10 protein-coding genes are annotated in these 13,542 nt (G+C 42.3%); 6 read left to right on the top strand and 4 right to left on the bottom strand.

Going from position 1 to position 13,542, the window contains the following annotated elements; translation table 11 throughout:
- Window positions 1-117: 117 nt before the first annotated feature.
- Entirely contained in the window at window positions 118-2,292 is a 2,175-nt protein-coding gene (locus tag VRK28_RS08110) for a malate synthase G (protein WP_290442215.1), read from the top strand.
- 197 nt (window positions 2,293-2,489) lie between these two features.
- Here VRK28_RS08110 and VRK28_RS08105 read toward each other — a convergent pair whose 3' ends face one another.
- From VRK28_RS08105 to VRK28_RS08090, 4 genes are all read right to left on the bottom strand, one after another.
- A complete protein-coding gene (locus VRK28_RS08105; protein ID WP_054553380.1) occupies window positions 2,490-3,215 on the bottom strand; it encodes a YebC/PmpR family DNA-binding transcriptional regulator in 726 nt (241 codons plus the stop codon).
- Window positions 3,216-3,347: 132 nt separating this feature from the next.
- On the bottom strand, window positions 3,348-3,965 hold the full coding sequence (locus VRK28_RS08100; protein WP_055021253.1) for an HAD family hydrolase: 618 nt from the start codon (window positions 3,963-3,965) through the stop codon (window positions 3,348-3,350).
- Between the two features lie 126 nt (window positions 3,966-4,091).
- Window positions 4,092-4,592, bottom strand: a complete 501-nt coding sequence (locus VRK28_RS08095; RefSeq protein ID WP_304637666.1) for a DUF6702 family protein — start codon at window positions 4,590-4,592, stop codon at window positions 4,092-4,094.
- Window positions 4,592-7,030 carry a M1 family metallopeptidase gene (locus VRK28_RS08090; protein WP_062565432.1) on the bottom strand — a complete coding sequence of 813 codons (2,439 nt, stop codon included), beginning with the start codon at window positions 7,028-7,030 and terminating at the stop codon, window positions 4,592-4,594. The genes VRK28_RS08095 and VRK28_RS08090 overlap by 1 nt, the downstream gene beginning before the upstream one ends.
- Window positions 7,031-7,301: 271 nt before the next feature.
- Here VRK28_RS08090 and VRK28_RS08085 point away from each other — a divergent pair, with 271 nt between their 5' ends.
- The 5 genes from VRK28_RS08085 to VRK28_RS08065 all read left to right on the top strand — a co-directional run bounded on the left by VRK28_RS08085 (window position 7,302) and on the right by VRK28_RS08065 (window position 13,533).
- Window positions 7,302-7,538: a hypothetical protein gene (locus VRK28_RS08085; protein WP_054563150.1), complete on the top strand. Its 237-nt coding sequence runs from the start codon at window positions 7,302-7,304 to the stop codon at window positions 7,536-7,538.
- A gap of 134 nt (window positions 7,539-7,672) precedes the next feature.
- Window positions 7,673-7,909: a hypothetical protein gene (locus VRK28_RS08080; RefSeq protein ID WP_054553375.1), complete on the top strand. Its 237-nt coding sequence runs from the start codon at window positions 7,673-7,675 to the stop codon at window positions 7,907-7,909.
- Window positions 7,910-7,978: 69 nt separating this feature from the next.
- Window positions 7,979-9,211, top strand: coding sequence for an exonuclease SbcCD subunit D C-terminal domain-containing protein (locus tag VRK28_RS08075; RefSeq protein ID WP_130167485.1), 1,233 nt, complete (start codon window positions 7,979-7,981; stop codon window positions 9,209-9,211).
- A complete protein-coding gene (locus VRK28_RS08070) occupies window positions 9,208-12,861 on the top strand; it encodes an SbcC/MukB-like Walker B domain-containing protein (protein WP_062565435.1) in 3,654 nt (1,217 codons plus the stop codon). The genes VRK28_RS08075 and VRK28_RS08070 overlap by 4 nt, the downstream gene beginning before the upstream one ends.
- A 9-nt stretch (window positions 12,862-12,870) precedes the next feature.
- Complete coding sequence (locus tag VRK28_RS08065) at window positions 12,871-13,533, top strand: class I SAM-dependent methyltransferase (RefSeq protein WP_062565436.1); 663 nt, start codon at window positions 12,871-12,873, stop codon at window positions 13,531-13,533.
- Window positions 13,534-13,542: the final 9 nt, after the last annotated feature.

Genomic DNA, 13,542 nt, shown 5'->3' with positions numbered 1-13,542 from the left:
TATAGTTGTTATTGCCACTATATTTTTAGTGAATGGTAAATAGCCTGCTTATTAGCCTTTTTTACGATATGGTTGAACCATGAATGATCAAATTAAGCTCGTTTAAAGGACATTATTATGACCACTCTCTCACTTAACGGTTTAAGCGTTGATCAACAACTTGCACAGTTTGTTGAACAGCAACTTTTACCTGGAACAGGCATTAGCACAGACACCTTTTGGCAAGGTTTTGCTGATATCGTCAATGAACTAACGCCAATCAATCGTGCACTTTTAGAAAAACGCGAACAACTACAAGCTAAGATTGATGACTATCACAAGCAGCAGCCGGTATGGGATACAACTAACTATCAAGCATTCCTTGAAGACATTGGCTACCTCGTTCCTGAACCCGCTAGCTTCAGTATAGAAACAGAGCAAGTAGAGCCTGAAATCGCAAGCACTGCAGGGCCGCAGCTTGTTGTGCCAGTAAGCAATGCACGCTTTGCCTTAAATGCAGCAAATGCTCGCTGGGGCTCTTTGTATGATGCGCTATACGGCACTGATGTGTTGAGTGAAGACGACGGCGCTGAGAAAGGCTCTACATACAACCCTGTACGTGGCTTTAAAGTAATGGCTTATGCCCGCCAGTTCCTCGATAAAGCATTGCCTTTAGCAAATGGCTCACACATCGAAAGCACCAGCTATTCGGTGGTAAATAATGAGCTTTTAATCACATTACGTGACAGTAGTCAGGTTCGTTTAGCAAATCCTGAACAACTTATTGGCTACCAAGGTGAAGCGCAAAACCCAAGCGCTATCTTATTGAAAAATAATGGCTTACATATAGAGCTGCAAATCGATCACCATCACCCAATAGGCCAAGCAGATAAAGCAGGCCTTAAAGATGTACTACTAGAAGCAGCCCTTACAACAATTATGGACTGTGAAGATTCTGTTGCTGCCGTTGATGCCGAAGACAAAGTAAACGTTTATCAAAACTGGCTTGGTTTAATGCAAGGAAACCTTGTAGAAGCATTTAACAAAGATGGCAAAACCATTGAGCGCCGTTTAGCACAAGACCGCCAATATCAAGGTGTAAATGGGGAAACAATCACGCTAAAAGGCCGTAGCATGATGTTTGTGCGTAACGTTGGCCATTTAATGACTAACCCAGCTATCCAAGATAGTGAAGGCAATGACGTGTTTGAAGGCATTATGGATGCCATTATCACCAGCACCGCAGCGCTTCATGATTTAAAAGGCACAAGCACCCTCAAAAATTCAACGGCTAATAGCATTAACATTGTTAAACCAAAAATGCATGGCCCAGAAGAAGTGGCATTCACTAATACCCTATTTACCCGCGTTGAGCAGCTGCTAGGCTTACCAGCAAACACCATTAAAATGGGTATTATGGATGAAGAACGTCGTACTTCAGCTAACTTAAAAGCCTGTATTTTTGAAGCTAAAAAGCGTGTTGTATTCATCAATACCGGCTTCTTAGACCGCACTGGTGACGAAATTCATACTTCAATGCAAGCAGGTGTAGTACTGCCAAAAGGCGCTATTAAACTTGAGCCTTGGATCAGCGCATACGAAGACCGCAACGTAGATATTGGTCTTGCAACAGGCCTTAGTGGTAAAGCACAGATTGGTAAAGGCATGTGGCCAATGCCAGATAAAATGGCGTTAATGATGGAACAAAAAAGTGGTCACCCTAAAAGTGGTGCAAATACCGCGTGGGTGCCCTCTCCTACTGCTGCAACACTGCATGCTATGCATTATCACGATATTGATGTATTTGCTTGTCAAAAAGCGCTTATGGACCGCAAAGAAGCAAGCCTTACCAGCTTACTCACTCCACCGCTTATGAAAGATGCCAGCAGCTTAAGCAAAGAAGATATTCAAGCCGAACTTGATAACAATGCACAGGGTATTTTAGGTTATGTTGTGCGTTGGATTGACCAAGGTATTGGTTGCTCAAAAGTACCAGACATCAACCATGTAGGCTTGATGGAAGACCGTGCCACACTCCGTATTTCAAGCCAACACATGGCCAACTGGCTGTATCATGGTGTTTGTTCTGAAGAGCAAATTAGAAAAACCATGGCACGCATGGCGAAAGTCGTTGATGGCCAAAATGAAGGTGATCCTGCTTACAAAAATATGGCTGATTCAGCCGAAACCTTAGCGCAAAGCGTTGCTTATCAAGCAGCGTTAGCCCTTGTTTTAGAGGGAGTTAAACAACCTAGTGGTTATACTGAACCATTATTGCATGCGTTCCGTATAAAATATAAGTCGTTAAATTAGCCACTACACAACTCTCCTTCGAGTTTCATGTGTCGTTCATAGCAGCCTAAGGGCTGCTTTTTTTTGACTAATATCAATTGAACTCATAACGACAGTGAATACTCATCATTCACGGCATAATAAAAATCTATTAAAAAAGGGGCATTTGTTACCAAATGCCCCTTTTTACGTACTAATACGTACTAATTTTTTTAAAATTAGTTTTTGACAATCGCATTGTGATAAACGTTTTGCACGTCATCACAGTCATCAAGCATAGAAATAAACTTTTCAAAGTTTGCGATATCATCTGGATCAGTGATGTCAGTATGAACTTGTGGAACAAACGTAATTTCGTCTACTTCAAAGTTAATACCTTCAAATGCTTCTTCAAGGGCTGTTTTTGCTTTGTAGTACTCTGTATGTGGAGCGAAAACTGACACTTTGCCATCTTCTACTTCTACATCCGTTACGTCTACATCAGCCATCATCAGCGCTTCAAGTACAACTTCGTCGTCATCACCTTCAAAGCCTAAAACAGCTAAGTGATCGAACATATGCGCTACACAACCCGGTGTGCCAATTTTTGAATCTGTTTTTGTAAACGGTAAACGTACATCTTTGATAGTACGGTTAGGGTTATCAGTTAAACAGTCTACAATTACCATACAGTTACCAGGGCCATAGCCTTCGTAACGTGCTGGAGAATAGTCTTCCCCTGCTCCACCGGCTGCTTTTTTGATTGCATTATCGATTACGTGTGCTGGAACTTGGTCTTTTTTTGCACGCTCAATAATACGTTTTAGCGCTTGGTTAACTTCTGGATCTGGTTCGCCATTTTTAGCAACAACGTAGATTTCTTTACCGTACTTAGAATTTACTTTAGTTTTTGCATTGGCTGTTTTAGCCATGGCGTTTTTGCGGACTTCAAATGCTCTGCCCATCTTATGCCTCTATGAATACATTTGATAATTGCCGATATTTTAGCAACTCATGACGGCTTGGGCTAGTACTAGGACATTTAGAAAAATAAAAAACTAACAATAAATCTCAGGAAAAATTAAAAACAAGGCTATTTAACATAACACCTTATTTTCTTGGAATGAGTCAACCAAAGTAGGTAGTTCTGAAAAATGATGCATTACATAATCGGCCTGATTCGCATACTCAGGAATTTCATCTGGTGCGTACAAGCAAGCACGCATATTGGCATTATGCGCAGCCTGAATATCAAATAAGTAATCGCCAACATATAGTAACTCAGACTGATCAAGCTCCCATAGTGTAGCAATCGCATTCAAGGCACTTGGATCAGGCTTAGCTGGCGCATCAGAGCGAGTCAGCACAGTTTCTATTGGTAAGGGATTATTCTTTAATTTAATAGCGGCTGCACGGTCGTAGTTACGAGTTACAATCGCCATCGGGATATTATTTTCTTTCAGCCTAGTAATTGCCTCAGCAACACCTGGCAATAAATGAGCGTGTTGTGCATCTATGAGTTCATGCTGATGGACTATGTTCATCGCCTCTTCACGCATGTAAGGCGAAGGTAATGATGCAATGTAAGCAAGTAAGTCATTCTCAACAGGACAGCCTACCTGCGCTTTGATAAGCGAAAAATCCAACTCTGATGAAACCAAAGTACCATCTAAGTCAAAGATTACACCACGGATATTGTTGTCATGGATAGTCATATAAATCCCTGTATATGAGAGTTGGGAAAATTTTGAAGCCCATTAATAAGATAGTTTACGAAATGGGTTAATTAAAGGATCAAAGGATTAAAAAAGTAACTTTTTTAATCCTTTAGTATAAGAAAATTATGGTTCAACAGGCTCAAACCTTGCCTCAAGCCAAGTGTCATCTTGACTAAACGTAAGAGTTTTAACTTTACCTTTGCCTTCAATGTTTACCATATTTACTTGTGCTGGCCATAGGTCACGAAGTGCTCCGTTGCTCATACGAATACCATGAATTCCCTCTGGTATCGTGACTTCTTGATAAACCCAAAAGAATTTACCATCAACTTGCGCACCCACATCTTTAAGTTCAAGTGGTTTGCCACCTAAAGTTTGTAGAGCAATATGTGACTCAACATAATCAGCAAAACGCTTTTGATCTTCTTTATTACTTAAGATATCAGCATTGCCGTCAAACAAATGTTCAACGGCGTGTTCTGTATCATGTAAATAAAAACGATGCATCAGCTCTATGTTGTTAGTCCGTTTGTTAAATAACACGGTAGTCACAGACGCTTTTAACTGGTGCGCCATAGTTGGCGCACTCAGTAATAGAGCAAGAATAATGGCTGTAAAGCGCATTATTGTTGCTCCTCAGCATCTTTTTCGTCGTCTTTTTTCAGCTCAGTTTTAATATCTTGCATGATATCGCGGCTAACTTTCGCTTTACTCTTCTCACGTTTGTACACTTCGATACGCGATGGAATAATACGACGCGGGTAGTTGTTGTTTTCTACATCAACATCCGCTGTTTCCCAGCGTGGATCGACTGTAACAGACACTAGGTTTTTACCTTTTTCTGTAACAATTAGCTTTTGTACATGCTTGTGGTTACGACGCCAGATTTCAGCCGGAATGTACTGCTCTTCTTTCGTACCATCTTCATAAGTAAGCTCAAGTAAGATAGGCATGACTAAGCCACCTAAGTTTGAGAACTCAAGTACGTAGTAGTTTTTATCTTCTTTGATTGCACGCTCAAACGTTTTACGTTCCCAAGGCTCTAAACCTTTAAGGAATTTGTTATACGCGTTACGCTCTTTGTTAGTTACTGTGAAGCGGTCGTTTTCGTCGTAGAAGTCAGTTACGTCTGGGTTTTCTTCAACCCACAGTTTTTTGCCTTCTTCTTTATTACGTTTTACGAATAACGGCATTGGCTTGTCAGCTTCGATATCACGTAAACGATTAAAGTCGATATCAGGGTTTTTGGTATCTAAACGAAGTTGGTAAACCTTGTCTAGCGAGATATCAACGTGATCTGTGGTATAGAACCAACCACGCCAGAACCAATCAAGGTCAACACCTGACGCTTCTTCCATAGTACGGAAGAAATCAGCTGGAGTAGGGCGCTTGTACTTCCAACGCTGTGCATATTCTTTAAATGCAAAGTCGAATAACTCACGGCCAAGGATCACTTCACGTAAAATGTTAAGTGCAGCAGCAGGCTTAGTATAAGCATTAGGGCCTAAACGTAATACGCTGTCTGACTGAGTCATAACAGGCACTTGGTTTTCAGACTTCATGTATGCAACAACATCGCGAGGCTCAACACCCCAAGGAATTGTGTGGTCCCATTCACGACCAGCAACACCATCTAAGAAGCTGTTAAGACCTTCATCCATCCACGTCCATTGACGTTCATCAGAGTTAACCACCATAGGGAAGTAAATGTGACCTACTTCGTGGATAACAACGCCGATTAAGAAACGCTTTTCTGCTTGTGAGTAAGTACGTGTACCGTCGTCTTGTAGGTCAGTACGCGGGCCATTGAAGGTGATCATTGGATATTCCATACCACCTACAGGACCATTTACAGACTGAGCCACAGGGTAAGGGTAGTCAAACGAGAAGCGTGAATACACTTCCATTGTATGAACAACAGCTTCAGTAGAGTACTTCTTCCAAAGGTCGCCACCTTCTTTCGGGTAGAAAGACATTGCCATTACTAACGGCTGATCTTTACCGCCTTGATGATAGCCTTTTGCGTCCCACATAAACTTACGTGAAGAAGCCCACGCAAAGTCACGTACGTTTTCAGCTTTAAAGTGCCATGTTTTAGTTTTGTTTGTGCCTTCTTTCTCGTTTTCTAACGCTTCTTCTTCAGTCACGATGAAAACAGGGCGCTTAGCATCTTCAGCTTGTTCAAGACGCTTACGCTGTGTGCTAGTCAGAACGCTGCTTGGGTTATCAAGCTTACCTGTTGCCGATACGATGTGATCAGCAGGTACTGTAATTTCTACATCGTAGTCACCAAACTCAAGCGTAAACTCACCGCTTCCTAAGAAAGCTTTGTTAGTCCAGGCTTCATAGTCAGTGTATGCAGCAAGACGAGGGAACCACTGCGCTAATAAAAAGATATCGTTACCATCTTCTTCAAAGTGTTCATAACCTGAACGCGCGCCAACGGCGTCTTCTTCAACAATGTTAAAGGCGAAGTCCATGCTGAACTCAACGTCTTTACCCGGTTTAAGCGGCTCGTTTAAGTCGATACGCATTAAGGTATCTACTACAGTAACTTTAAGCTCTTTTCCGTCTTCGTCTTTAACATTGGCGATTTGATAACCCAGCTCGTTGTCGGCCATGAATTGCTGACGACGTAACTGACCTAAGCTCAATTTAGTTGATTTTGGCTGAGGGTCACCTTGCAATGTTTTACCATTGAAAGTAGATGTCATTTCAGCAATTGAGTCAGATTTAAAGATATTTTGGTCTAGTTGTAACCAAAGGTACTTTAACGTGTGCGGCGAGTTATTTTTGTATTCGATAGTTTGGCTTGCTGTTAAGCGGCGTTTCTTTTCATCAAGCTTTACATCGATGTCGTAGTTTACTTGCTGTTGCCAGTAATTTTCAGCGGGTTCACCGGCTGCACTACGGTATACGTTTGGAGTTGGAAGTGCTTCATCTAGCTGACGGAACTTGTCAACGAATGAGCCTTTAGTTTGCTCAACAGATGACGCCATCACAGCTGAAGATACTGCTAAAGGCAATACCAAAGCACTCAATTTGAGAACTGCTTTTTTCATTGTTAATCCTGTAATTAATTTGCCAGCGTACCATCGCAAACTGCTAACAAAGTTGCAATAAAATAACGATAAAGTGCGGGATTTTTCGGGTAGTATTCGATGTTTTATTGAAGACCTATTTTTCACAAAAAAATTGCCTTGATTAACACCTTGTAAACCCCCTTTACAAAACACTGGTTAATTTTAGTTCAGCACTAATTCATCCCAAAGTATTACAGTTGATAAGTAGATACTCTGCTTAAATTCTAGTTAATGATGAAAGGGTGATTAGATGAAGTTTTATATTGTAAAAAAAGACTCTCGTTTAGCAGCCATTCCTGCTCAAGAATCGATTCTAAACGAGTACAAAGAACGCGGATTTGAATTTGTCGAAGTGATTGCAGCTTGTGATGAGTCAGATGCATTATCTCGCACGAACCCGAGTGTAAATGGGTCTAAAAAGTGGCTAATTTACCCGACTGCACTGGTAATTTTATCCTTAATTGCCATTATTTTTGCAATAAATTAAATTTTGCGACATTTGCTATTGAAATTTACTGCCATTTGTATTTAAAATCGCCCACTTTTTTGATTTTGGGGTCTGCGAAGCATGCATTTTAAACCCCAAAATGTTTGGTAATCAGCATAGAATTCGGTGAGCGTATGGATTTCTATATCCTAAAAAAACAACAAGAACTAATTGCAATTCCAGCGGACGAACAAAATTGTAAGCAGTACCTAGATTCAGGGTATTTTTATATCGACAAAGTAGCGGCATGTAATGAAACAAATGCCCTTAAGATTTTACAAGCTAAGCAAACCAAAGCGCTTAAAGTACCTATGATAATGGCATTGTTAGCATTGCCTATGGTGGTTTTTGCTTGGTATAGCTTAAGTTAACAAACCAGGCTGGGCATCTTGGCTCAGCTTAGGTATATTGACGCTCTTAATAAATAATAAGAGCGTTTAATGAAAGTCCTTCATACATCTGATTGGCATTTAGGCCAACAATTCTACGAGCATTCCCGATTCGATGAGCATCAAGCATTTCTAGCTTGGTTAACCGATACGCTTGTGTCAGAACAGATCGACTTACTACTGGTTGCGGGTGACATTTATCATACGGCAACGCCACCTGCCAGCGCAGAAAACCAACTCTACCAATTTATTAAAACCACTAAGCAGCATTGCCCTGACTTACACATAGTGATTATTGCTGGTAACCATGATTCAGCAAATCGTATTATGGCGGCAAAACCTTTATTGGCTCAGTTTGATACCCATGTTGTTGGCCGCTTTGATAGCAACGCTCCTCATGAAGTAGTACTGCCAATCAGCACAAAAAATGGCGATGCGAATGTTGTTGCTATGCCATTTTTACGTAGCAGTGATTTAAGCAGTTATAACCGCCAACAAGAGCAACCGTTAAGTTACAACCAAGCAGTTGCCCTTGCCTACAAAGATGCATTACAAGCAGCAAGCGAATTACCAAACGCGCCATTAATTGCTATGGGCCACCTGCATGCAAAAGGTGGAGACATCTCATCTGATTCTGAACGTAACTTAGTGATTGGCGGTGAAGATGCGATATCGGCAAGCATATTTACTGATCAACCTGATTATGTTGCACTAGGGCATCTTCATAAAGCTCAGACAGTCGCGAAAAAAGAAACTATTCGCTACAGTGGCACGCCTATGCCGATGTCATTTTCTGAAAGACGCTATCAGCATCAAGTTGTGCTAGTCGAGCTTAGTGACTCAGGTACATCTGTAAACCCCCTTTACATTCCTAGCTTTTGTAAAGTCATGTTGCTACCAGAAAAAGACTGCGTACCACTGAACGAACTCTGTGAGCTTATAAAACAGCTCGATTTAACAGATGAAGATTTAGCGCCATACCTGCGGGTTAAATTGAGCGCCCATGACACTGACACCACTTTTAGAGAGCAAATAGAACAAGCTCTTGAAGGTAAGCAGGTTAAGTTTTGTGGCATTGAAAGAGTACGTCAGCAGGGCAATCAGCAAGACGATGAACAAACTCTATTTGAAGATGTCTCGCAAATTGAAGCGCTAAACCCACATTCACTTTTAGAGCAAGCATTTGCAAACAATAAAGATATGGCAGGGCAGGCGGTGCCAAAAGAATTAGAAGGCTTACTAAGCCAAGTGATCGATGAGTTGAATGCAGAGGACCTACTATGAAAATTTTAGCGATTCGTGTTCACCAACTAGCCTCTATCTTAGACGCCGAAGTCGACTTTAGCGCTTCACCATTAAAAGAAGCAGGGCTGTTTGCCATTACGGGTGATACTGGCGCCGGTAAAAGCACATTACTCGATGCCATTTGCTTAGCGCTTTATAATAAAACCGCAAGGTTACGCGGCGATACAGGCAATAAAATTGACTTTAACGGCGACAATATCAAACTCAATGACTCGCGAAACTTATTACGCCGCGGGGCAGGGCAGGGCTATGCCGAAGTTGACTTCATTGGCCAAGATAAACAGCAGTACCGAGCAAGGTTAAGTTTTAGCCGAGCGCGTAATAAAGCCGATGGCAAATTACAACCCGCACAACATAGCCTGTACTCATTACCTGATGAAGCCTTAATCGCCGATCGGAGTGCTGCAAGTAAAGAAATTGAGCGTATTATCGGTTTAAGCTTTGAACAGTTCTCACGCGCTGTGCTGCTTGCTCAACATGAATTTGCAGCATTTTTAAAAGCAACTGGGGATGAGCGTGCGCAACTACTTGAATGCTTAACAGGCACCGATAAATTTAGCCGTATTGGTCAGCGAATTTTTGAACGCCATCGTGAACAGCTGCAAGCATTAGAGCAGTTAAAGTTAAGTTTAAGTAACTATCAGGTTTTAAGCCCTGAAGAGGTCGAAACGAAACAAGCAGAACAAAAAGCGCTTGAAGCTAAACTTGCTGAGTTGCAAAAGCAAATAAAACAATTTGAACAGTACCAAGGGTGGTACAAGCAAGCATCTCAGCAGCAACAACAGCTAAACCAGGCAGAGCAAGCAAAGCAAGAGTTACAGCAACAAATGCACGCGCTTGCTGAAAAAGCCACTGAAGCGAAACAAGCCCAGCAATGCCTAGAAATAAAAGATAACCGCGAGCGCGTTACTTCGATTGCTGCTCAACATGGGCAACTTATTAAAAACCGTGAGCAGCTTTTAAATGTTGATCATAAAACATTGATCAAAGACGCTGAGCAAACACTTGAGAAGCAAACCGCGCAACTAAACCAAGCAAAGCAAGCACAAAAAGACGCGCAGCCTATTATTAGCCAGGCCCGTGAGTTAGATAAGCAACTTGCCGTATTAAACCAGCAAGCAGCGGCGCAAAAAGTACAAGCAGAGAAAGCTAAGCACCATCATCAAGAGCTGACTAATACACTAAATAGCCATAAAGCAGAGCAGCAAAAACAGCTCGATCAACAAGCACAAATAAATAGCTATTTAGAAACACATGCACAATGGCAACCATTAGCAAAAGACTGGTCATTCTTTAAAAGTGAGTTAAGCCGCTTTAGCCAGCAACAACGCACGATTAGCCAATCACAGCAAAACGTAAAAGCTCTTCAACCTAAAATTGATGAGCAGCAAGCAGCCGCGCAGCAGTGTAAAACTCAATACCAAGCCCTTGAGCAAGAAATTAAGCGCTTAGTTGATCAGGATACCGCCTTTAAATCGAGTTTAAACACCCAATCAATGGCGGATATTGATGCGGGGCTTGAGGCGATTAAACACCTGATTGAAAAGCGCCAAGTGTGGCAAACTAATCATCAGCAGTTAAAAAATTGGCAAACCCAGCTAAACACATTAAGCCAAACTGAGCAGCAACTACAAACAGCATTAAAAGATGCGCAGCAAGGGGCAGAGCAAGCGCAGCAGCAGGTTTCGCTTTGTGAGCAAAGCTTACAACAAGTGCAATTAAGAGCCAGTGAAGGGGTCAGCCAGTTACGTGCCACCTTAAAAGCAGGGGAGCCGTGTGCTGTATGTGGCTCAAAAGAGCACCCCTTTATGCATGAAGAAATGGTTAACGAGCAATTTAGTCAACTTATTAACGACTTTACCAACCAACTAACTAACGCCAAACAGCACTTAAAAGCTCAGCAAGCATTACAGCAAGCTAAAAGTAATGAGCTGGCGGCATGCAGCCAACAGATAAGCTCGTTAACTGGGCAAATCTCAGAGCTGAGCGCTCAACAACAGAGCCTCAAAGAAACCATGGCAGCTAATCGTACTGAGCTAAATGATTTAACCGAAGATCAGTTAAACGAGCGTCAGCAACAGCTAAGCTTGCAAAAACAGCAGTACTACAAAACCCTTGAACAGCAACAGCAGCTGCAAAACACGCTTTCGGCTAAGCAAGCTGAGTATAATCAGCAAGGGCAAGCGCTACATAACAAAGAGCAGCAGTTAAACGAATTACAGCAACAGCTGAATAATCAGCAAACACGCTTAAACGAGCTCAATGATGAGTATCAGCAGCTTTATACGACACTGAATCAACAGTTCACTAGTGCACCTTGGTGGCAGGCACTCAATACACAAAGCATTTCTTTAGAGAACATTGCAGAGCACGTTGAGGCTTATCAAGCTTCGCTGCAAACGGCAGATGAGCTTAAAACTAGCTTAAAAGCCATTGAGCAGCACCTTGCACATGTAACTCCGCAGCTAAACGAAGCACATACCTCCTTAACTCAGTGCAACGAGCAACTAAGCCAAACTCAAAACGAACTCACGCAGATAAAATCAAAGCGCGAGGGCTTATTTAGTAACGCGGCGATATCGGTAGATGAGTTTATAGCAGAGCTTGAAAAGGCGATAGATTCAGCGCAGCAGGCACTGCAACTTGCCCAGACTAACCATAGTAATGCGGTGAAGGCGCGTGACGAACAAGCCATTCAAATCGCCAATATTGACGAGCGTGAAAAAGAGCTCACCGCTGAGCAAGCAGCGCTTAATGAGCGCTTTAGTCTGTGGTTTAACGATTTTAAAGCGCAGCACCCAAGCTTGGATGAGCAAGCCGTTAGTCAGTTATTAACAATAAGCCCCGCTGAAATCAAACAAACTCTGGCAGATTACCACACCGCCGAGAGTAGCTTAAAAGACGCTGAGGCTCTTTTAAAACAACGACAACAAGCGCTGGCTCAGCATCAAAATGATAAGCCAGCTCTCGGTGAAGATGAGCTGCAATTACAGCTTAGTCAAGCCACAGAGCAACAAGTACAAGCGAATAACGCATTATTGCAAGTTGCGACTGAGCTTAAAACCCATCAACAAAATAGCCAAGCGCTGGCTGATAAACAAAAGCAATTGGTTGAACAGCAAAAAAGCTATGAGCACTGGCATTTACTCAATAAGGTGCTCGGGGATGCCAGCGGTAAAACCATGCGTAATTTAGCGCAAACGCAAACTTTAAAAATACTGCTACATTATGCGAATAGTCACTTACAGACACTAAATAAACGCTACAAATTAACAGCCATAGGGCAAACGCTCGATATCGCTATTATCGATAAAGACATGGCCGATGAGCAGCGCTCTGTTAATACATTATCTGGCGGTGAGTCATTTTTAGTGTCGTTAGCACTGGCATTAGGGCTTGCTTCGTTGTCGTCGAATAAAGTACAGATAAACTCTTTGTTTATCGACGAAGGGTTTGGTACGTTGGACAGTGAAACGTTAAGCATCGCGATGGATGCTCTTGATTCACTACAAGCACAAGGCCGCAAAGTAGGGGTTATTTCTCACGTATCAGAAATGACCGAACGCGTAGCCACGCAAGTGCATGTAGCGAAAAAACCAGGTGGTTATTCGACCATCTCAGTTATTTAAAGGATTAGCATGCCAACTTTTAATCACGAAGAAGCAAATCACTACGATGAACGCATTTTGCGCCTAGTTCCAGGTTATGAGCTATTACATCAAGCAACCGCAGCCCAATTAGCAACCACGCTGAGCGATGATGCGTGCATTTTAGTGGTTGGTGCCGGAACAGGTAAAGAAATCATCGAATTAGCGGCGCTGAAACCAAGCTGGCAATTTATTGCTCAAGATATTTCACAAGACATGCTCGATATTGCCGAGCAACAGTTTGGCCAGCATAACATTAGCGACCGCGTGACAGCACACAGCGGTGATATCAACGACATCGACACTCAATGTGACGCCGCACTGTGTTTACTGGTAATGCACTTTGTTGAAGATAATGGCGATAAAAAAGCGCTGTTAAAAGCGATTCACAGCAAACTTAAAAAATCGAGCAACTTATACATTGCCGATTTAATGCGCCCTGAAACCGCTTTTGAGCGCGAATCTCAACTACAGCTCTGTACGCAGTTAGGTTTGACCGAAGTCGGCGTAGAACGCATGCGCCACAACCTAGAGCACGAGTTTTACCCATTAGACCGCATTCGTTTTTCAGAGTTAATGAATGAAACCCGCTTCAGCACCCCAAAACAGTATTTTAAAGTGCTTGGTTTTGCTGGGTATGTGGTTGGGAGTTAGCTCCCGAGC

It is taken from the genome of Pseudoalteromonas sp. P80D2 (genome assembly GCF_036680945.1).
Taxonomy (GTDB): Bacteria; Pseudomonadota; Gammaproteobacteria; order Enterobacterales; family Alteromonadaceae; genus Pseudoalteromonas; species Pseudoalteromonas shioyasakiensis.
Note: the sequence above shows the minus strand (reverse complement) of the source record. Positions and strands in the feature narration are given on the sequence as shown.